Source organism: Comamonas sp. Z1 (assembly GCF_008121555.1).
In the GTDB taxonomy this organism is placed as follows: Bacteria; Pseudomonadota; Gammaproteobacteria; order Burkholderiales; family Burkholderiaceae_C; genus Comamonas; species Comamonas thiooxydans.
Genome location: NZ_VOQT01000017.1, coordinates 81377 through 100478, shown reverse-complemented (window position 1 = coordinate 100478; position 19102 = coordinate 81377). Strand labels below are relative to the sequence as shown.

Here is a 19102-nt window from a genome sequence, read left to right as displayed (position 1 = left end):
AGCTTGATGTAAAGCTCAACTGCACGAATCCTGTCTGCGTATGAGTACATGAACTACCTCCTGGTAGTCCAAGTTTTTGTCCGCACCCCCGGCGGGTCAGTTATGCGTGGAAATTAACACTCTTGATCGAAGCTTGAAGGGCTTGGTGGGAGCTCAGAGATGGGCTCAAGGATGATCGACCACATGTCATGCCAAAACGCGACATATCTTTGGTACACAAGGAGTGGGAACATATAGACCTCCGGTCTAAAGCTGCAAATCAAGAGGACTTGCATGCACCCACATTACGCTTTTAAAAGACCTTAAACGGCGCAAGCAAAAGCCACCCGGAGGTGGCTGGTGTGCTCGCGTTGAGGCGGTTGCTCAAGGCATCTGGGACAAGCCTGAGTTAGAAAAGTAGCTCTTTTTTTCGCTACTGCTTGCGTTGCTGCTGCTGCTCTTCCTCATTCTTTTCTTTCGGGACGCGAGGTTTGCCTTGTTGCTGCGGAGCTGGGAGCCCGTCGGTAATAAAAAACATCAGCTTCAAGGTGTCCAAAAAGGATGGGGTGGAGATGGGGATGGGGTTACCTGACAAATAGACCTCCGGTCTAAGGCGGCTGGTCAAGATTGACTGCCTTGTCCCACGGTACTCTTTTAAATGACCTTAAACGGTGCCCTTGAAAAATAGACGCCAGCCATGTTGGCGCAGCTGCAGCCGCGATCAGTCGATCAATCCAAGGTCGCGCAGTGCTTCAGTCTCCTGGGTGTACTCAGCGTCCTCGATCAGCAGCACGCCATCAGGGCCATAGACATTGCGTTGGGGCGCGCCCATGGCTTGCTCAATGCGCTCGACTCTGTAGCCGTGTCGCTCCCAAATTTCGGTGGTGTTTATGCGTGTCATGGATTCACTGTACTCAAATGAAAGCGCTGCTAGCAAGGCTTTCGTTTGAACCCCGGATGCGCTCCGGGTGGCGGCGCATATCTCCCACTGTCACTGGCTTGCGCTTCGCTCTGGCAGCTTTATGCAGATCACTATCTGCGCCGTGTGTGCACCATCCACCGCTTCGGGGCGGCAGAGTCGCGGCGCGTTCCGGTAAGTCATCGGGGCGCAGCGTGTCTCACGACGTGCATTGAATCTCTGGCTTTTTAAGGACCTGAGGTGCTGGCTCGATCACTTGGCACCCGTCGCTTTGTTGTTCGACAGGTTTAAATGTATCAAATGATATCGATTGATGCAATATCAAAAGATACTTCTTGAGCCAAAAAAAAGCCGACGAGTGTCGGCTGCTTACATCATTTGGTTCTCAACTTCCGGTGGCCATGGCTTCATTTGCTTCATGAAGCATGCTGGCAATGAGCCGCAGTGTCGTATGCAGACTTGCGTTTTCATCTTTGATGTTGCTGGCGCAAAGCTCAGCCAAGTCCGCAGCCGTTTCCATGCGCCCTCGGCAGAACGCTTCCCTCTCTTGCCTCGTAGGCAGGCACAGCGTGCCCCCACCGTGGTGGAATAGCGTTACTGACTCCTCTGGGGAGGGGCTGCTGCTCACTAGAACCTCGTAAAAATACTGTTGTTCCGTACAGTATTCATGGGCGCAGCAAGTTTGTCAATTTGTTGGAAAGTCAAAAAAACGGGTGTTACGCGCGTGTTTGGGGAAGATCGAGCATGCCTCGCAGCAGGTTTTCTATGCGCCTTACCTCTGCGGGCTCCAACTTTGCGATGGCTGCAACCACTTCCCGTGATAGCGCGCGCTCTTGAAACTTCGTGTCGCTAAACCAGCCTGTTGCGCCAGGCAGTTGCTCGCAGAGCACGATAGTTTTTTCGGTGATCGGCCGAATGCCGGAAATCATGTGGTTCACGTAACCACCATCTTTGTACCCCAGAGCGCGACCCAGGGCGGCGCGTCCACCCATGTGATCAGCTAGCGCAGCCAGGCGCTCTTTTCTGAAGGTCTCAACAGCATCTTTGTCCATCCGAACAGGATAGATAGACCGTATCTTATGGTACATATCTGATGGCATATCAAAAGGTGCGCAAAAAGTATCAAAAGATATAGAATCGGCGCATGAGCAAACTTACGCCATGCCTTGAACTGAGGACGTACCTTGAGTCCGAAGGTGCACTCTCCATCGCCCAGCTCCGCGAGAGCGTCGGGGCTAAGAAGGACGATCAGATTCGTCATTGGCGGGACGGTATTCGCCGTCCGAAGCCGATAACTGCGGTTGCCATTGAGCAGGCAACCCAGGGCGCAGTGCCGCGCCAGGTTTGGTATCCCAAAGACTGGGAACAAATCTGGCCCGAGCTTGCGCGTGGGGCGGCAGATGCGAAGGGAGCAGGCAATGACTGATTCCACCAAGCGCATCGCGCAACTCCCGCACCTGTCCAAGGCTCAGAACACGGCGCTCGTTGCTGTTCTGGACGCGATCAAGGGGCTGCCCGCCGAGGACGCGCAGGAAGTCCTGGATCACGCGATCGAACATCTGGCTGGTGATGATTCCCCACCGATGTTTGCCCGTGGCATCGCCGGCCCTCTGGGAAAGCTGATCTGCGCCGTCAAAACCAAGATTGATGACGTCACCTATAGCCTGTGGTTGCAGTACTGCGCTGCGCGCGGCCTGGATACCGCATGCGTGCTTCGCGACTGCATCTACGCCCTGGTGCATGGCAAGACGTATCGGCAAATGGTGATGGAGAAGATGAACCATGAAGCCAATCGTATTGATGCAATGGCTCGGCTCATAGGTCCATTTGGGGGCCCCGAATCTATGGGGGACCGCAAGCAATGAATCTGACTTCGACCATGACGCCGGCGGCCGTGCCGCTGACCATGAGCAGCCGCGAGATTGCGGATCTGACGGGTAAGGAACTGGGCCATGTGAACCGCGACATTCGCGCGATGTTGGACGGCCTGCAAGATGATCCAGAACTGGAGCATGTGTGCGAGGACCAGGACGGCCGAGGCTACACCACGGCTTTTCATCTGGGCCGCGAGCTGACCTACACGCTGCTGGCTGGCTACAGCGTGGTGCTGCGCCGCCGTGTGATTGCGCGCTGGCAGGAGCTGGAGGCTCAGCAGTCTCCCAAGCTACCCCAGACCATGGCCCAGGCGCTGCGCCTGGCGGCAGAGCAGGCAGAGCAGCTCGAAGCCCAGCAGGAGCAGCTGGCACTGGCCGCGCCAAAGGTCGCCTTTGTCGATCGCTATGTCGCAGCCACCAGCGGCGAAAAAGGCTTTCGCGAGGTCTGCAAGCTGCTAGGTGCCAATGAACATGAGTTCAGCGAGTTCCTGGCGCGGGCAAAGATCATGTATCGCCTTGCCGGGAAGATGACACCTCATGCTGAGCACCTGGCTGCCGGCCGCTTCAAGGTGAAGACGGGCACGGCACCGCGCAATGAGCATGCCTACGCACAAGCCAAGTTCACCCCGAAGGGCGTGGAGTGGATCGCGGGTCTGTGGGGCACACATAAGGCGCGGCTGGCGCAGGAAGGCAGCGCCAGCACATGAGCCTTTCCGCATCCCTGACCAATGTGGGCCATCCCGTGGCCTATTACCCGCGCCTGGCGCGCTTCTTCGGCTCCGTGAACGTGGCCATTCTGTTCGCGCAGCTGCACTACTGGAGCCAGCGCGGCGAGAGCGACCTGGGCACGCACAAGAGTTCTGAGCAGTTCACCGAAGAGACAGGCCTGTCCTACCGTGAGCAGGTCACCGCGCGCAAGCAACTGCGCGAGGCTGGCTTTCTGGTCGAGACACACCGCCGCCTGGAGCACCGTGTCTATTACCGCCTGAATCTGGACGCCGTGGACGCTGCTTTTGACGCCTGGACCGAGGCACAAACAAAAGCGCATTCCCCGAACGACGAAAACGCAGTTCGGGAACAACCCAAAGCGCAGTCCGGGGATGACGCCGAACGCACTCCGGGGGCTGCTGATTCGTCGCTCGACGAACTGCGCCAAACGCAGTCCGTTATTAATACAGAGACTCCACATAAGACTCCTACAGAGACTCCCTCTATTGCAGCCAAGGCTGCGAAGGAGAAAGAGCCGAAGAAGCAAAAGGAGGTCAAGGAACCCAAGGAGGTCAAGCCGATGATGGTGAAGGCCCCCAACGGCGTGACCCATGTCATCCCCGGCGAGCTGCGCTATCCCGGCGAGAGCACCAAGAGCCACAAGACCTGGGTGGCCTATGCGATTGCCTACCAGGGGCGCTACAAGGACTGGCCTCTGTGGAACGAGTCCGTTGCAGGGCAAATCATCAAGTTCATCGACAAGGTGGGCGCGGAGCGGGCGCCCCGCATTGCCGTGCACTACGTGCGCCGTGTCGAAGAGAAGTTCATCTGCGATCAGCTGCATCCCGTGGGCCTGCTGCTGAGCCATGCCCAGAAGTGGGCCACCCAGCAGAATACCGGCGCGAGCACACCGCCCCCATCTCTGGCCCCGGCCGCAAGCCACAAGTTTGCAGGCGCTGGCAAAGCCATTTTTGACGGGATCGAGCTATGAACCGCAGCTACGAGATTGCAGATCTGGCTCAGCATGCCCTGCAGGGTGGCGAGCAGCAGGCCCAGCGCCCAGAGGCATCCATTCGCACCCGCAAGCTGTTTGTGGTGCTGCAGAGCGCCTACGGCACAGCCTTCCTGGCCAAGTTCAGCACCGGAGAGCTGAACGAACGCCGTGAGGACAAGGGTATGCGCGCCGCGCAGCTGGTCTGGGATGCCGCCCTGGCCGAATTCGCGGATGACGTAATCGAGACGGCCTCTCGGAACGCCCAGCGCGAGAGCCCTGAGTTCCCGCCGAGTCTTCCCCAGTTTGTGAAGGTCTGCGAGGCCTTGACGCCGCGTAAGAACTACTTTGAGGAACACGGCCTACCCATGTTGCCACCGCCAAAGCTGGAGCGCGTGGAGGTCCATATCAAGCCTGTTGGCGATGGGAAAGACCAGTTCCGCAAGATTTGGGCACGTCATCTTGCTGGAGACAAAACGCTGACGCAGTTCTCCCTCAAGTCGGCCATTGAAGTGCTTGGCGCCGAGGCGGTGACTATGAAGCAGGAGCGCAGGTGATGAATGCCAAACGATCTACCACCGCACTACCTGGAAGCCAGGGACCATCTCGTGCAGCTGGCAATGACGCCGGGATGGTGGCACTACTCAAGGCAAAGGGCCTTGGAGTTGGAAGAGGAATCCGTGACACATGGGCACGGCCTTTGGCTGGGAATGCGGGAAGCGGTCAAGGCCGAGCTCAAGCGCCTGGGGTTCCGGCCAAGTCCGGACGACCTCAAGCCCAAGTAGCTGCGAAGGACCCGAAGGCGGCCATGTACGCCAAGGGCCGTATGAAGGCCGGCGAGATGAATGGCACGGAGCAGGCCTATCACGACCACTTGACTCAGCGCCAGCACGCCGGGGAAATCGCATGGTTCAAGTTTGAAGGCATGACGTTCAAGCTGGCCGACGACACCCGCTACACGCCCGACTTCATGGTGATGCTGGCCGATGGCCAATTGCAGGCTCATGAGGTCAAGGGCTACTGGACGGATGACGCGCGAGTTAAGACAAAAGTAGCTGCATCGCTTTTCCCTATTGAGTTTATTGCTATCAAGAAAAAAGCAAAGAAGGACGGCGGCGGCTGGGATAAGGAGGTGTTCTGATGGTGGACATCGCCTTTTTCGGCAAGCAGGTGCCGTTGGCCGGCCAGCGCAAGCCCGCCAGCACATCGCGCATCACCCGGCTGGTGTGGCCGACCTATGAGCGCTTGAACGATGGCCGCTACCTGATTGAGCGCTGGATGAGTAATCGCTGCTGCAACCCGGTTCAGGTTGGTGCTCGCACTGTATGCGTGGTCGATGACTACGGCAGCCTGGTGGCGGTAGAGGATAGGGGGCGAGCATGGTACTGATCGTCCGCAAGAATCCAACCGTGGTCCGCACTCGCTTCAACCGCCGAACCGCCGCTGTAGCGCGAAAGCAAAACAGCGTGCTGGTGGAGCTCTATTCGTTCTTGAATGCTGCAGTGTCAGGGCTTCAGATCGCCCTCCAGTTTTGCCCACTGGAAAGGGCCCGCTGTATCTTGCAGGACAGCTTTGCAAGGCGCTGCGGCGTGTATCAGGTGCGCTATGTGCGATACGAATTTGAAAAGACCTTCAGCGTTTGCATTACCGCTCCGGATGGAAAGCGGCTGGCTGCATTTTTGGATGACCGCACCTTGGAGGTGCTGCCATGCTGATGCGCCGCGTCCCCCTAAAGCCCGGCAAGGGCTTCAAGTCTCACGGCGGCCGGGCTGGCGCTGGGCTCCGTGACGATCAGGACGAAGGCCACCACTGCGAGCCTGGCCAGGCTGACAGCCGAGAGCAGCGCCTTGCTGAGCGCGCCGCCCGCCAGATCGAGAGCGCCCTTGCAACGGCCGACTTGGTGCCCCAGAACGTGACCATGGCTCCCGGGGCTGGCACGACAGGCATAGCTGTGCTGAAAGAGAACGTCATCGAGAGCGAGCCCTACCGCCGTCTGGTGGCAGAGCTGCCTTGCTTTTGGTGCGGCATCAGCGGCTATAGCCAGCACGCGCACCTGAACTACGGCAAGGGCCTGGGCCTCAAGACCGACGACCGCACAGGCTTCCCGCTCTGCTGCAGTCGCCCTGGCATTGAAGGCTGCCATGTGGCGTATGACCAGTATCGATTGCTGGAGAGCGGAGGGCGAGAGGCCCATCGTGAGTACGGCATTGAAGCCGGCCGCTTCACCCGCGAGCAAATCCTAAAAGCTGGGCTCTGGCCCAGGAAGCTGCCCCTGTGGGCCTGATAAGCGTAAGAACCGAATACCCTGGAGCATCAATGAATTCCACACAAGCAAAGCAAACCTCTGGAACATCGACACACCGCGCCCGTGATGGGGGCGTGGACCTGGGAACCACGGAGGAAACGCCGACGCTCATGCTGGTGTTTGAGGCAATCAGGCAGATTCACGACGCGGGCGGAGAGCCTACGCGCGAGCGAATCGTGGCGATGACGGGGCTCAAGCCCACCACGGTGGATGACCGCATCAAGGTGCTGCGAGGCGAGGGCATGATCAGCCCGCTGAAGCAGTGCTACCGGCCACTGCACCAGCATGTGGCTGCACAAGCTGTCTCTTGCACGGTCATGCCCAACGGGATTTACAAGATCGAGAAGGGCGATGAGGTAATGACGCTGGTGCCGGCCGAGGCGCGTCAACTGGCGCCTATGCTGGCAGGCAAGGCGCTGGAGGCTTCTGCGCTGGAGCGCGTGCAGGAGATGGAGACGCGCATGGTGGAAATGGCCCAACAGGTCAGGGATGTGGAGCGCCGGTATAAAGCGCTTAAGGCATCTCAGTCGGGGAACACGGCACAGCAAAGCCTTGAGTTGGTCCGGTAGGAATTAGGATTGCAAGGGGGCGAACAAAGGTCCCCAGTAATCTTCATAATTTCAACTTGCCTATTTATGGAACTCAATACTGCGGTCACAACGATTGCTGTCCCGATTCTTGCAACCATTGCTGCAGTTGCCTCTGCTATTGCTGCCTGGAAGTCGCAAATAGCCGCCACTCAGGCCCTTGAGTTTCAGAAGAAGCTTACAAGGCATCAAGATGATTTGATTCTGCTTAGGTCCACCAAGGAGACCCTTTTTCAACTGAGGAGGGTCTTGGTGAATCCCTGGGAAGCATCTGACGAGGATTTCTTAGCAATGGAGAGCACCCACAGCGTTGTTAAGCGCAATTTGGAGAGCCTGTACCAATCCGGCGCACTAATAGGTGAGCTGCCAGCATTCTTCCAGGTCCAAGGGAGAGCGCAAATCGTAGATTTGATACCGCACTCTCTGCCTGCAATAGACCAAGAAATCAGAAAACTTCAAGGCAAGATTGACGAAATATTTGCCTAAAGTGAGTTGCTTTGTTGACTCGCATGCTGTGAGTTGCTTGAGTCAAGCACCGGAGCGGGGTCCGGCCGATAAGTTGCGCCCAAGAGTGGTAGCTCAACCCTGGGTCAAGGTGCATGCAGACTCGTAAAGTCAAAGCATGACCCTGCTAGGGTTCGCCATAAGGTAAGTCTGCCAGCAGCATTGGATCCATGGCATCCAGTGAGGCAGTATCCAAACCTAAAAAGAGTACCCAGTCGGTCCCTGGCGCGAAGGAGGCCGGCAAGGGTGCGCCCGCCGATTGGGAACGCATCGAGCTTGATTACCGTGCTGGCGTAAAAACGCTGCGTCAGATCGCAGATGAGAACGGTATTACGCACGGCGCTATAAATAAGAGAGCAAAGCGCGACGGATGGGAGCGTGACCTGTCCGAGAAAATCCAGCGCAAGGCGGATGCGCTGGTATCCAAAGCGGCAGTATCCAGCGAGGTATCCAAGGAAACCAGAGCTGCAGAGCGTGCCGTAGTCGATGCCAATGCACAGGCCATTGCCGATGTGCGGCTGGCCCACCGCCGTGACATTCACCGTGCTCGGCGCATCACCAATGCGCTCTTGGACGAGCTGGAGCAGCAGGCTGACGCCGACACCGTAGCCCTGCTGGAGCAGTTGGGCGAGAACATGCGCAACCCCGACGAAAACGGGATTGATCGGCTCAATGACCTGTACCACAAGGTCATCAGCCTGCCTGAGCGCTCCAAGACCATGAAGACTCTTTCCGAGAGCCTGCGCATGCTGGTGGACATGGAGCGCACGGCCTTTGGCATGGATGACAAGGAAAAGGACGAGCCTGCACCTGGTACTGCTGGTTATGTGCCGCCCGCCATTCAGATCGTGCATGTGAAAGCGCCAGTGCACGAGCCCGATGAGGATGAGCAGTAATGAAGCTGGCTCCTATCCCCTCAACAGCGCAAGGCATGCCCGAGGTGCCGGTGCTGGCCATCCCTGAGAAGTTGGCCGGCATCTGGGATCCCAAGCGCTACAAGGTCATGCACGGCGGGCGCGGCGGCGGCAAGTCTTGGACCGTGGCGGCCGTGCTGCTGGTGATGGCCGCCAGCCGGCCCCTGCGTGTGCTCTGCACCCGCGAGATTCAGAAGTCCATCAAGCAGTCGGTGCACCAGCTGCTCAAGGATGTGATCGCGCGGCTGAACCTGCACGCCTTCTTTGAGGTGCTGGAAACCGAGGTGCGCGGCATCAATGGCTCGCTGTTTCTGTTTTCAGGTCTGCAGAGCCACACCGTGGACTCCATCAAGTCCTTCGAGGGCTGCGACATCGTGTGGGTGGAAGAAGCCCATGGCGTGAGCAAGAAGTCCTGGGACACACTGATCCCCACGATTCGGAAAGAAGGCAGCGAGATATGGCTGACCCTGAATCCGGACATGGAGACGGATGAAACCTACCAGCGGTTCATCGCCACGCCCAGCCCCGATACCTGGGTGGTAGAGATCAACTGGCGCGACAACCCCTGGTTTCCGCGCGTGCTGGATGAAGAACGGCGCAAGGCCAAGCGCACCATGTTGGCCGATGACTACGCCCATATCTGGGAAGGTAAGGCGCGGCGCGTGGCTGCCGGCGCGATCTACCGCCATGAAATGGAGTCGGTCTATCTGGACAACCGGGCGCGCGATGTTCCCTATGACCCGACGCTGCCTGTGCACACGGTCTGGGATCTGGGGTGGAACGATGCCATGAGCATTGCCCTGGTGCAGCGCGGCCCCCAGGATGTGCGGATCATCGGCCACATCGAGGACAGCCACCGCACGCTGGACTGGTACGTGGCCAAGCTGGAGAAGCTGTCGTATCGCTGGGGCACGGACTATCTGCCGCATGACGGCAAGACCAAGAATTTTCAGACCGGCAAGAGCACGGAGCAGCTGCTGCGAGAGCTGGGGCGGCGCTCGGTCATGGTGCAGCCGCGCGCCACGGATGTGGAAGAGGGCATCAAGCAGGTCCGCATGCTGATGCCGCGCTGCTACTTCGATGCCACCAAGACCGCGCGCCTGCTGGAGTGCCTGAAGCGCTACCAGCGGCGCATCCATGCCGTCACCAATGAGCCCATGGAGCCGCTGCACGACGAGTTCAGCCATGGCGCGGACTGCATGCGCTATGTGGCGCTGTGGGTGCCGCAGATGCCTGGCATTCCCAGCGCCAACGACGACTACCAAGAAGCCGACGCGCCCGACTGGCGCTAGTGAGAGCAACCATGCAATACATCAAGCCCCCTCAAAACGCGGATCTGGGCGAGCCCATGACCGTGCTGGAATACGCCAAGATCGTGCAGGAATGCATTGACCAGCCACCCTGGCGCGCGGCCGCAGACAAGGAGGCGGACTACGCGGACGGCAATCAGTTGAGCACCGAGCTGCTCAAGCGACTGCAGGCCACCGGTGTGCCGCCGGCCAAGGAGAACGTGATTGGCCCGGCCATCGCGGCGATCTGCGGGTTTGAGGCCAAGACGCGGACAGATTGGCGAGTGACCCCGGACGGCGACCCCACGGGCAAGGATGTGGCGGACGCGCTGAACTACCGACTCAACCAGGCCGAGCGCTTTTCCAAGGCGGACGCGGCCATGAGCGAGGCGTTCAAGCCGCAGGCGGCCGTGGGCCTGGGCTGGGTGGAGGTGGCGCGCAGCAGTAACCCTCTGGAGTACAAGACTCGCTGCCGGTATATCCACCGCAATGAAATCCATTGGGACATGCGCGGCGCGGAGAAAGACCTGTCCGATGCGCGCTGGCTGTTGCGTGAGCGCTTCATCAGCAAGGAGCGTACCGCGCGCGCCTTTGAGAACATGGCGCAACTGATCATGCAGGCGCAGACTGTCAGCGGCCTGGGTGGCTATGGCGGTTATGTGACAGAGGGCGGTGTATCGACGGGGTTGCTTTCGGCGGCCGATGCCAATCGCGCCTGGACCACGCGCGAGCAGGCCTGGTACCGCCACGAATCGGACGAGGTATGTCTGGGCGAGCTCTGGTATCGGCGCTGGGTGAATGTAGTGCTGCTCAAGATGCGCGGCGGCCGGGTTGTTGAGTTTGATGCAGCGAATCCTGCCCATCAGGCTGCCGTGGCTGGCGGTCAGGGCAAGCTGGAGCGCGCGACCGTGGCACGCATGCGCCGCTCTTACTGGATGGGCCCGCACATGCTGCATGACAGCGCCAGCCCTTATCCGCACCCGCATTTCCCATATGTGCCGTTCTGGGGCTATCGGGAGGACATGACGCGCGTGCCGTTCGGCCTGGTGCGCGACATGATCTTTCCGCAGGACAACCTCAACAGCTCCATCGCAAAGCTGCGCTGGGGCATGGCCAGCACCCGGACCGAGCGCACCAAAGGGGCGGTGGCCATGACGGATGATCAGTTCCGCCGCCAGATCGCCCGCCCGGACGCGGATATTGTGCTGGACCCCCAGGCCATGGCCCAGCAGGGTGCGCGCTTTGAGGTCAAGCGCGACTTTCAGCTCAACAACCAGCAGCTGCAGATGATGGCCGACAGTCGCGCGTCGCTGCAGCGTGTTGGATCCATCACCGCGGCTTTTCAAGGTCAGCAGGGAACCGCAACCAGCGGCGTGCAGGAGCAGACCCAGGTGGAGCAGTCGCAGATCAGCATTGCCGACCTGATGGACAACTTCAAGGAAGGGCGCGCCATGGTGGGCGAGCTGATCCTGGCGCTGGAGATCGAGGGCCTGGGCGAGGAGCGCGAGGTGATCGTAATCGAGGGCGACACCATCAACCCACCACGCACCGTGGTGCTCAATGAAACCGTGGAGGAGGGCGGACTGCGCTATCTGTCCAATGATGTGCAGCGCACGCGCCTCAAGGTGGCCTTGTCGGATGTGCCATCGTCATCCAGCTTCCGCGCTCAGCAGCTCTCAGCTCTGTCCGAAGCCGTCAAGGCCTTGCCGCCTGAGATGCAGCAGGTGGTGATGCCGTTCATGCTGGATCTGATGGACCTGCCGCGCAAGGAAGAAATCATCAAGGTGATCAAGGAAGCGACCCGGCAGACCGATCCCGAGCAGCTGCGCAAGCAGATCGAGCAGGAGCTGCAGCGCGACCTCAAGGTGCGCGAGCTGGACCTGCGCGAACGCGAAGTGGCGGCGCGCGAGAAGCTTCTGGCTGCTCAGCAGGTGCAGGTCGGCGTGCAGGCAGCATACAGCGCCATGCAGGGCGGTGCCCAGGTGGCCCAGATGCCGATGATCGCGCCCATTGCGGACGAGATCATGAAGGGGGCCGGCTACCAGGCGCCCGACCCTGGCGGCGATGACCCGAATTTCCCAACGGCAGACCAGACAGCGGCCATGAACATCAAGAGCCCCTATATCCAGGGACAAGGGCCGGAGGGCGCGGCTACAGCCGGTGCTGCTGCCGAAGCTGGCGCGGCGTCAGAGGTGCGGGAGAACACCAGCCCGGCCTATCCGCCTGTACCGCAGGAGGCGGGCACCGGAATGCAGGGAATCGAGACTCCGCGCACCGCTGACAACCTGAATTAGAGGCTGCACCCCACTAGAGTTAGACCGGGCCGCGAAGCCCGGAGACACTTCATCCCATCGAAACGCGAAAGCGCAGAGATACAGCCCACTCGTGATGAGTCGGCCCATTCCCACCGCTGGAGAGTGTGATGGTCAGGGCTTCGGCCCTGGCCTGATCCTCGAATCGGTGTGCCCCACCAACAGGCCCAGCCGGATAGCTGGGAACGGAGCACAGCAGAGTGAACGAAGCTCAAAAACTCTTGGCAGCAGCCTTTGCAGGCGAATTGGATCTGGATGCGGATGCTTCCGGGTCTTCTGGCGTTTCTGCACCTGAAGGCTCGGCCACCTCGGCTAATTCCGAGAGCACCCAAGCAGCGACCGCGGCAGCCGCTGGCGCAGAAGCCGCCACCACTGCCACCACCGCAGGCACTGCAGCAGCCGCATCGGCTCAGGAAGAGCACGAAGGCGCACCCATTGCCAGCAAGTCCGGTGGCTACACCATCCCCTATGAAAAGCTGACAGAGGCACGCACCGCGCGCGATTCGGCCATTGCCGAAGCCGCACAGCTGCGTGCCCAACTGGAGCAGATGACGGCCGCACAGGCCGCCAATCTGCAGCAAGCCCAGGCCGAAGCCCAAGCCCGCGCGGATGCCGGGAAGGCGCCGACCCAGGCAGACCAGAACCTGGCAGCTGCCACAAGCCTTGTGCAAGGTGGTACCGATGCTTCCCTGTTTGGGGATTTCTCCGAAGAGGGGATTGCTTCCGGCATTGAAAAGCTGGTTGCTGCACGAGTGGAGGCCGCGCTGGCTCCCCAGCGCGAGGCCCAGGCCCGCGACCAGGCCGTGTCAGCAGAGCAGGCGCACACCCAGAAGATCCTGGATGCGCACAAGGATGCCTTTGAAGTCGCTGAATCCAAGGAGTTCGCCAGCTGGAAGTCTGGTCAGCCTGGATACGTGCAGGCGGCCATTGATCGCACCCTGCAAGCTGGCTCTGCCCAGGACGTCATCGACCTGCTGGGCCAGTTCAAGCAGGTCCATGCGAACGCCGCAGGCGCGGCGACTGCCGACCCCACTGCAGCAGCAGTGGCAAAGGCTTTGGCCGATGCCAAGACCGCGCCTCCCGTGAGTCTGTCGAGTCTGCCCGGAGCGGCAGCTGCGGGCGCCACGGAGGCTGAGCGCGTGATGGAGTTGGCCGGCGACCCTGCTGCCCTGATGGCATACATGCAAAGCCTGCCGCCCGAGCGTCAGATGCGATTGATGAATAGCGTGGTGTAGCCGTCAGGCGCGCCATAACCATTTCCCGGGCCATCTCGTGATGAGAGCGCCCTTGTCCCATAGCAGGAGGACTTGATATGTCCGGCAAAACCAATGTAGGCGCAGGCTCGTCCAATGCGCAGTTCGTACAGGCGGCAGGACTGTTTGCGCAGTCCATGCAGCGCAATTCCAAGCTCAACAAGATGGTGGGTACCATCCCCAAGGGTGAAGGTGAAGTCGCTGGCACGCTGCGCAACCAGACCACCACGGATATGCCCATCGTGCGTGTCACGGATCTGGGTCGAGGCAAGGGCGATGAGGTGGAATTCCACTTCGTGCAGCCTGTGGGCGCGTATCCCATCATGGGCAGCCGCATGGCGGAAGGCAAGGGCACTGGCATCTCGCTGGACAAAGCCCGTGTCCGTGTTCAGCAAGCCCGCTTTCCGGTGGATGTTGGCGACACTATGACCGAAATTCGCTCTCCAGTGGATTTCCGCAAGGTGGGTCGCCCCATCGCACAGAGTCTGATGGACCGTTACCAAGACCAGGGCTCTCTGATGCATCTGGCCGGCGCGCGCGGCTTCCACAACAACATCGAGTGGGCCATTCCCACCGAAGATCACGCGGACTTTGAAGCCATTGCGGTCAATCCCGTGCTGGCTCCCACCAAGAACCGCCACTACATTGCCGATGGCGATGCGATTCGCGGCTTCACCGTCAACTCGGGTGAACTGGACATTCAATCCAATGACGCGCTGACGATGACGGTCGTGGATGCGTGCCGCACGCTGGTGGAGTCCATCGCGCTGCCGCCCCCCGCGATCCGACTGCCCGGTGACCAGGCGGCCGACGATTCCCCGCTGCGCATGCTGATGGTGAGTCCGGCTCAGTACCACCAGTTCTCGCAGGACAAGGATTTCCGCCAGTTCCAGGCCAACGCGCTGACCCGCGCCAGCCAGGCCGAGCGTCATCCTCTGTTCATGGGCGATGTGGGCCTCTGGAATGGCATTCTGATCTGCAAGCAGCCGCGCCCCATCCGCTTCTATGCGGGCGACACCATCAAGTACTGCGCCAGCAATACCAGCGATCAGGAAAGCGCCTGCACCGTGCCGGCCAGCTTCGGCGTGACCCATGCCGTAGATCGCGCGCTGCTGCTGGGCGGCCAAGCATTGGCCCAGGCCTTTGCGGCCTCCAAGCATGGTGGCATGCCCTTCTTCTGGAAGGAAAAGGATTTCGACCACGGCGACAAGATGGAGCTGCTGATTGGTGCGATTCAGGGCACATCCAAGGTGCGCTGGGCCGTGGATCAGGGCAACGGCACCAAGCATTACACCGACCACGGTGTGATCGCCCTCGATACCGCCGTGCCCATCATCGGCGCGCGCCAGTAATGCAGCAGGATCGGGCGCGGCCATGGCGCGGCGCCCGATCTGTCAGGACCTGTTCCCTCTCGATTCGGTCTAGGAGCCAATCATGTCTATCGTGACTACCCAACAGAAGCACGGCAATTTGCTGGGCTCTACTCCCTGGGGCAATCTCAATGCCCTGCATTTCATTCTCAAGACCGGCGCCAACGGCGGCGCGCTGGAGGCCGACTCCAATGCGCCTCTGGCAGTGGGCGACAAGGTGCGCATGGGCGTCATCCCCGCCGGCTCCACGCTGGTGGATGCGATGGCTGTCGTGTCCACGGGCCTGACCGCCACCGTCAAGGGTGATCTGGGCTTTGAATACGTCGATGGTGCGGATGTCGCCAAGACGCCCCAGGACTCGGCGTACTTCGGCGCGGCTCTGGATCTGGCCGTCGCCGCGCGCCTGCGCAACACATCCACCAAGGCTCCCGTGACCCTGCCCAAGGACGCCTATCTGGTGCTGACCACCTCGGGCGCGGCCAACGCCAAGGCGGCCAGCGTCGATGTGGTGCTGCAGGTCATCTCCACCGGCGCCCTGTAAAGAGCGCTCCCAGGATGCGGGCCTGCCTTCGGGTAGCGCCCGCATTCGTCCATCTGAACACTCCCCAGCATCATGAACTTTGTACGCATTACCTATACCGGCCGCAAAATCTACCGCGACCGCGCCACCGGCCATATCTGGCAGCCCGAAGAGGAGCGCCTGGTGAGCGAGGTCATCGCCAAGCCGCTGCTCAAGTTTGTGGAGTTCAAGCGCACGGCAGCCCTCAAGCCCGCAGCACCCGAGCAGCAGCAACAGCAGCAACAGCAGCAACTGGGCCAGGAGCAAACCGGTACCGAAGGCTCGGAGCAGGGCGCGGCGCTGACAGCAGATCAAAGCACCGACCCATCCAATGCGCAGAAGCCAGAGCTCAGCGAGCAAGAGATTGCAGCGCTCGAGCAGCAAGCTCTGGACGACAAGGCCAAGGAAGTGGACGACCAGCGCGAGGCCATGCTGATCACCGTGCAGGGCATGAACAAGACAGCTCTGGCCGAGTACGGCAAGAAGTACGACCACGCCTTTGATGCTAAGGCCAAGGTGGACGATATGCGTATCACGGTCAACGGCCTGATTCACCAGTTCGGGGTGCGCTGACATGACCCTTGAGGAACTGCTTGCCTCTTTCCGCGATGACTCCACTGACAAGCTGGAGCCCTATCTGTGGGAGGACGAGACCGTAACCCGCTGGCTCAATGAAGCCCAGGACGAAGCAGCCGTGCGCGGCCGTCTGCTGCTCGATGACAGCACGCCGGCGGTGACCACCATTGCGGTGAGCGCGGGTCAGGCCTCGTATCAGCTCCATGCCAAGGTTTATGAAATCGCGCATCTGCACTGGCAGCCGAGCGCGGCGGCCCATCGAGCCAAGCCGGTGGAGCTGGTGACACGGGAGTGGCTGGACCGTCATCACCCGGATTGGCGCGTGCGTCTGGACTGCGATGCGATGTACGCCATTCAGACCGAGGGCGCGCTGCGCCTGGTGCCCACCCCGCGCGAGGCCGGGGTACTGACGCTGGAGGCCTATCGCCTGCCGCTCAAGCCCTTGGCCAACGATCCGGACAAACCGGAGATCCATGCGGCCAGCCATCCCTATCTGGTGTATTGGGCGCTGCACCATGCTTTCAGTCAGCCTGATAGCGATGGATTTGACCCACAGCGCGCGGCCACGGCCGAGGCGGCCTTTACAGGCTACTTCGGCGCGCGGCCTGATGCTGATCTGCGCCGCGCCACTCGCCACGATGTTCCCCAGGTCAACGCGACCTACATTTTTTAAGGTGCCGCATGTTCGGACTGTCCAAACCCATCCCCAAAGACAAGGGCGCGAAGCTGGCACAGGCCCAGAACCAGGCACCCGACAGCATCCCTGGCATGTTCAAGCCGGGAGAATTCGTGCTGCCACCCGATACTGTGCATGCCATGGGAGGTAAGCAGGCACTTCAAGGCGTGGTGGATGCCACGCATACACCAGTGGCTGCATATGGCCTGAATGCCCCGCGCGCCAGCGGCCCGCTATCCAAGGCCGCGCCACAGCTGGGGCTCAAGCCAGAGGTGTTCTTTGCCAACGGCGGCGCGCCAGAGGATCAGCAGCCTGGACTGGGTTTGAAGCCGAGCGCGGCGCCCAGCCCCAGCAATACCTTCCCGGGCAACCGCCTGCCGGGCAACAGTGGGTTCAGCAGCTCGCCTCCCAGCGCGCCCGCGGCCAGCACCACACCAGCGCCAGCCGGCATGACAGACGGACAGCGCGCTGATGCTTTGGCCCAGATCCCAACTGGCGGCCCCAAGGCGCCTGCCGCTGACGGCTCGCAGGATTCCTGGAGCAATACAGAGGCGGGGCGCAACGTAGGCAACGCCGTGGCTGCCTTGCCAGGCTTGGGCGGGGTGGGGCGTGTCGCATCGACTGGTGGCGCAATCAGCCGCGGCCTCAATGCCGCCTCCGCCGCTGTCAATAACGCTGGCCGCGTGGTCAATGCAGCTCCTGCTGTTGCCGCAGGACTCTATGGCAGCGCATCGCCGGCGGCGGCTGCATCCGTGGCAGCAACGCCTCCTGCGACTTTCCGCAGTCCCACCAATCCCGCTCCTGCAAGCCCAACCGCCCCTACGGCCTCTGCAGACTCAGCGGCAGAAACGCCGAGCAACCAAGTGATGGAAGGCGTGTACAACCACGGGCGCGGTCAGTACAGCGATCAGGCTACGGGCATGGGCTTCTCGGCCGGATTCACCGGCAAGCCCAGTGCACAAAACAATGCAGCTGCAGGCGCGCTGGCGCAGCCAGAAGCGGGCGGGTTTGGTCTCAAGCGCCCCACACAGCCGGAGCCCGGTGGTTTTGGGCTGAATGTCCCGACCGTCAGCCACAGCGGCAATGACTGGGCAGCGCGCCAACGTCTCAAGAACCTGGAGACTTCGGCCAGCTCGATCATGAACACCCAGCGCTGGGGTGGAAGGGGCGCGGCCAACAATCCAGCAACGCAGAACTTCCTGGACGCGAGTCGCGCCGATCTGGCGGCCCAAGGCAAAAAGCCTGATATGCAGATGCGCACCAATGAAGTCAATGCAGGACTGCAGCGCGCGGCCATGGCCGAGGCGGGGGCTGATCGCCGTGCACAAGGGCAGATCGGTCTGGGGCTGCGGCGCCTGGACCTAGATCAGCAACGCAACCAGCTCGATGCTCAGCGTGTAGCCAGCGATGAGCGCCTGCGCGCGCCACAGATTCGCGCAGCCGAGCGCTTGGGGCAGTTGCAGGAGGCTTACATCAATGCCAAGACTCCCGCAGAGCAGGCCGCGCTTGCAAGCCAGATGCGCGCCTACTCAGGCAAGGACGAAGCTGATTGGAAGGTTCAAGTCACCCCTGCAATCAAGAACCTGGATGGCTCCACGACAGCAGGGTCTGTCATTCGCTATAACAGCCGTACAGGGGATGTGCAGGAAGTTGGTGGGGTTGGAGGCAAGCCGCAAGTCCCTGCCAAAGACTCGCTGAAAGCTGGTCAGGTCTATCAGACTCCGCGCGGACAAGCGCGCTGGAATGGAACGGAGTTTGAGCTGGTTGGCTAGCGACCTGAGCCGTAGGCCTCTTCATATGTGAAGGTTGGCTTGTCATACAGCTTCCTGCAGGAGACCCCGATCATGGCCGCTGCCTGGTTGCTCCGAGTGTCCTTGGCTTTGGCCACGACACACTCAGCGCCAGAGTTGTAGCCCATGAGGCCGCGGCCGGAGCCTTGTGGCACTGCCTGAATGGCACCTGGGTTTGCTTTTAGACAAACCTGGTGCACGGCCTGTGCAGCAATGTCGTTCACTGCGCCAGGGGCTTTGTCCAGTATGCAGGTGGCGTAGTTGGCGGCCTGGGCTTGCGCGGCGACCAGCGCCAGCAGTGCGCCACCTAGCATCGCCCTTATCTTCTTTTGCATGTTCCCTCCTGCGGGAAACTGTAGCAGACGAGACTTGCGTGCCTTGTGCTGCAAAACCACGCTCTAAGCACCTCATTCATGAGCATGAATTAATGATCAGTAGGGGAGTCATCCAGCATGTCTCGAATTTTGGCCAAGATTCAGGTGACTCATCCTCGGTC

Annotated in this window: 25 protein-coding genes; 20 read left to right on the top strand and 5 right to left on the bottom strand. The window is 60.8% G+C overall.

The annotated features are described in order from the left end of the window. Nucleotides 1-412: 412 nt before the first annotated feature. The 4 genes from FSY45_RS22610 to FSY45_RS22600 form a co-directional block, all read right to left on the bottom strand. Complete coding sequence (locus FSY45_RS22610; protein WP_003061342.1) at nucleotides 413-604, bottom strand: hypothetical protein; 192 nt, start codon at nucleotides 602-604, stop codon at nucleotides 413-415. A 96-nt stretch (nucleotides 605-700) separates the two neighbouring features. Next, the gene (locus FSY45_RS22605; RefSeq protein ID WP_046462299.1) at nucleotides 701-880 is read right to left on the bottom strand and encodes a hypothetical protein; all 180 of its coding nucleotides are present in this window, start codon (nucleotides 878-880) and stop codon (nucleotides 701-703) included. Between the two features lie 403 nt (nucleotides 881-1283). Continuing rightward, a complete protein-coding gene (locus FSY45_RS28365; RefSeq protein ID WP_255443403.1) occupies nucleotides 1284-1418 on the bottom strand; it encodes a hypothetical protein in 135 nt (44 codons plus the stop codon). Nucleotides 1419-1614: 196 nt separating this feature from the next. After that, nucleotides 1615-1950, bottom strand: a complete 336-nt coding sequence (locus FSY45_RS22600; protein WP_187427593.1) for a hypothetical protein — start codon at nucleotides 1948-1950, stop codon at nucleotides 1615-1617. Nucleotides 1951-2042: 92 nt separating this feature from the next. Between FSY45_RS22600 and FSY45_RS22595 the strand changes: the two genes are divergently transcribed. The 20 genes from FSY45_RS22595 to FSY45_RS22500 all read left to right on the top strand — a co-directional run bounded on the left by FSY45_RS22595 (nucleotide 2043) and on the right by FSY45_RS22500 (nucleotide 18588). After that, on the top strand, nucleotides 2043-2324 hold the full coding sequence (locus FSY45_RS22595; RefSeq protein ID WP_046462297.1) for a hypothetical protein: 282 nt from the start codon (nucleotides 2043-2045) through the stop codon (nucleotides 2322-2324). Next, nucleotides 2317-2763: a hypothetical protein gene (locus FSY45_RS28360; protein WP_046462296.1), complete on the top strand. Its 447-nt coding sequence runs from the start codon at nucleotides 2317-2319 to the stop codon at nucleotides 2761-2763. Before FSY45_RS22595 ends, FSY45_RS28360 begins: the two co-directional genes overlap by 8 nt. Then, nucleotides 2760-3479, top strand: coding sequence for a phage antirepressor KilAC domain-containing protein (locus FSY45_RS22585; RefSeq protein ID WP_046462295.1), 720 nt, complete (start codon nucleotides 2760-2762; stop codon nucleotides 3477-3479). Before FSY45_RS28360 ends, FSY45_RS22585 begins: the two co-directional genes overlap by 4 nt. After that, nucleotides 3476-4471 (top strand): hypothetical protein, encoded by a 996-nt coding sequence (locus FSY45_RS22580; protein WP_052951106.1) that lies wholly within the window; start codon nucleotides 3476-3478, stop codon nucleotides 4469-4471. The genes FSY45_RS22585 and FSY45_RS22580 overlap by 4 nt, the downstream gene beginning before the upstream one ends. Then, nucleotides 4468-5028: a hypothetical protein gene (locus FSY45_RS22575; protein WP_046462294.1), complete on the top strand. Its 561-nt coding sequence runs from the start codon at nucleotides 4468-4470 to the stop codon at nucleotides 5026-5028. The genes FSY45_RS22580 and FSY45_RS22575 overlap by 4 nt, the downstream gene beginning before the upstream one ends. A 251-nt stretch (nucleotides 5029-5279) precedes the next feature. After that, nucleotides 5280-5612 (top strand): DUF1064 domain-containing protein, encoded by a 333-nt coding sequence (locus FSY45_RS22570; protein ID WP_046462292.1) that lies wholly within the window; start codon nucleotides 5280-5282, stop codon nucleotides 5610-5612. Further along, entirely contained in the window at nucleotides 5612-5860 is a 249-nt protein-coding gene (locus FSY45_RS22565) for a hypothetical protein (protein ID WP_046462291.1), read from the top strand. Before FSY45_RS22570 ends, FSY45_RS22565 begins: the two co-directional genes overlap by 1 nt. Then, nucleotides 5851-6186, top strand: coding sequence for a hypothetical protein (locus tag FSY45_RS22560; RefSeq protein ID WP_046462290.1), 336 nt, complete (start codon nucleotides 5851-5853; stop codon nucleotides 6184-6186). Before FSY45_RS22565 ends, FSY45_RS22560 begins: the two co-directional genes overlap by 10 nt. Then, entirely contained in the window at nucleotides 6180-6755 is a 576-nt protein-coding gene (locus FSY45_RS22555) for a hypothetical protein (protein ID WP_046462289.1), read from the top strand. The genes FSY45_RS22560 and FSY45_RS22555 overlap by 7 nt, the downstream gene beginning before the upstream one ends. A 32-nt stretch (nucleotides 6756-6787) precedes the next feature. Next, entirely contained in the window at nucleotides 6788-7345 is a 558-nt protein-coding gene (locus FSY45_RS22550) for a hypothetical protein (RefSeq protein ID WP_131667142.1), read from the top strand. 66 nt (nucleotides 7346-7411) lie between these two features. Continuing rightward, nucleotides 7412-7849 carry a hypothetical protein gene (locus tag FSY45_RS22545; RefSeq protein ID WP_046462287.1) on the top strand — a complete coding sequence of 146 codons (438 nt, stop codon included), beginning with the start codon at nucleotides 7412-7414 and terminating at the stop codon, nucleotides 7847-7849. Nucleotides 7850-8037: 188 nt separating this feature from the next. After that, nucleotides 8038-8763, top strand: a complete 726-nt coding sequence (locus tag FSY45_RS22540) for a hypothetical protein (RefSeq protein ID WP_046462286.1) — start codon at nucleotides 8038-8040, stop codon at nucleotides 8761-8763. Beyond that, nucleotides 8763-10073, top strand: coding sequence for a PBSX family phage terminase large subunit (locus FSY45_RS22535; protein ID WP_052951105.1), 1311 nt, complete (start codon nucleotides 8763-8765; stop codon nucleotides 10071-10073). The genes FSY45_RS22540 and FSY45_RS22535 overlap by 1 nt, the downstream gene beginning before the upstream one ends. 11 nt (nucleotides 10074-10084) lie before the next feature. Then, on the top strand, nucleotides 10085-12364 hold the full coding sequence (locus tag FSY45_RS22530; protein ID WP_148748384.1) for a hypothetical protein: 2280 nt from the start codon (nucleotides 10085-10087) through the stop codon (nucleotides 12362-12364). Nucleotides 12365-12582: 218 nt separating this feature from the next. Beyond that, nucleotides 12583-13617: a hypothetical protein gene (locus tag FSY45_RS22525; protein ID WP_052951104.1), complete on the top strand. Its 1035-nt coding sequence runs from the start codon at nucleotides 12583-12585 to the stop codon at nucleotides 13615-13617. A gap of 77 nt (nucleotides 13618-13694) precedes the next feature. Next, nucleotides 13695-14987, top strand: coding sequence for a DUF4043 family protein (locus FSY45_RS22520; protein WP_046462282.1), 1293 nt, complete (start codon nucleotides 13695-13697; stop codon nucleotides 14985-14987). 82 nt (nucleotides 14988-15069) lie between these two features. Then, nucleotides 15070-15546 carry a phage structural protein gene (locus tag FSY45_RS22515; RefSeq protein ID WP_046462281.1) on the top strand — a complete coding sequence of 159 codons (477 nt, stop codon included), beginning with the start codon at nucleotides 15070-15072 and terminating at the stop codon, nucleotides 15544-15546. Between the two features lie 72 nt (nucleotides 15547-15618). Then, complete coding sequence (locus tag FSY45_RS22510; protein WP_046462280.1) at nucleotides 15619-16137, top strand: hypothetical protein; 519 nt, start codon at nucleotides 15619-15621, stop codon at nucleotides 16135-16137. 1 nt (nucleotide 16138) lies between these two features. Then, nucleotides 16139-16813: a DUF6682 family protein gene (locus FSY45_RS22505; RefSeq protein ID WP_046462279.1), complete on the top strand. Its 675-nt coding sequence runs from the start codon at nucleotides 16139-16141 to the stop codon at nucleotides 16811-16813. Nucleotides 16814-16821: 8 nt separating this feature from the next. Continuing rightward, nucleotides 16822-18588: a hypothetical protein gene (locus tag FSY45_RS22500; protein ID WP_148748383.1), complete on the top strand. Its 1767-nt coding sequence runs from the start codon at nucleotides 16822-16824 to the stop codon at nucleotides 18586-18588. Here FSY45_RS22500 and FSY45_RS22495 read toward each other — a convergent pair. Next, nucleotides 18585-18941, bottom strand: a complete 357-nt coding sequence (locus tag FSY45_RS22495) for a hypothetical protein (RefSeq protein WP_223305744.1) — start codon at nucleotides 18939-18941, stop codon at nucleotides 18585-18587. The genes FSY45_RS22500 and FSY45_RS22495 overlap by 4 nt on opposite strands. Nucleotides 18942-19102 lie beyond the last annotated feature (161 nt).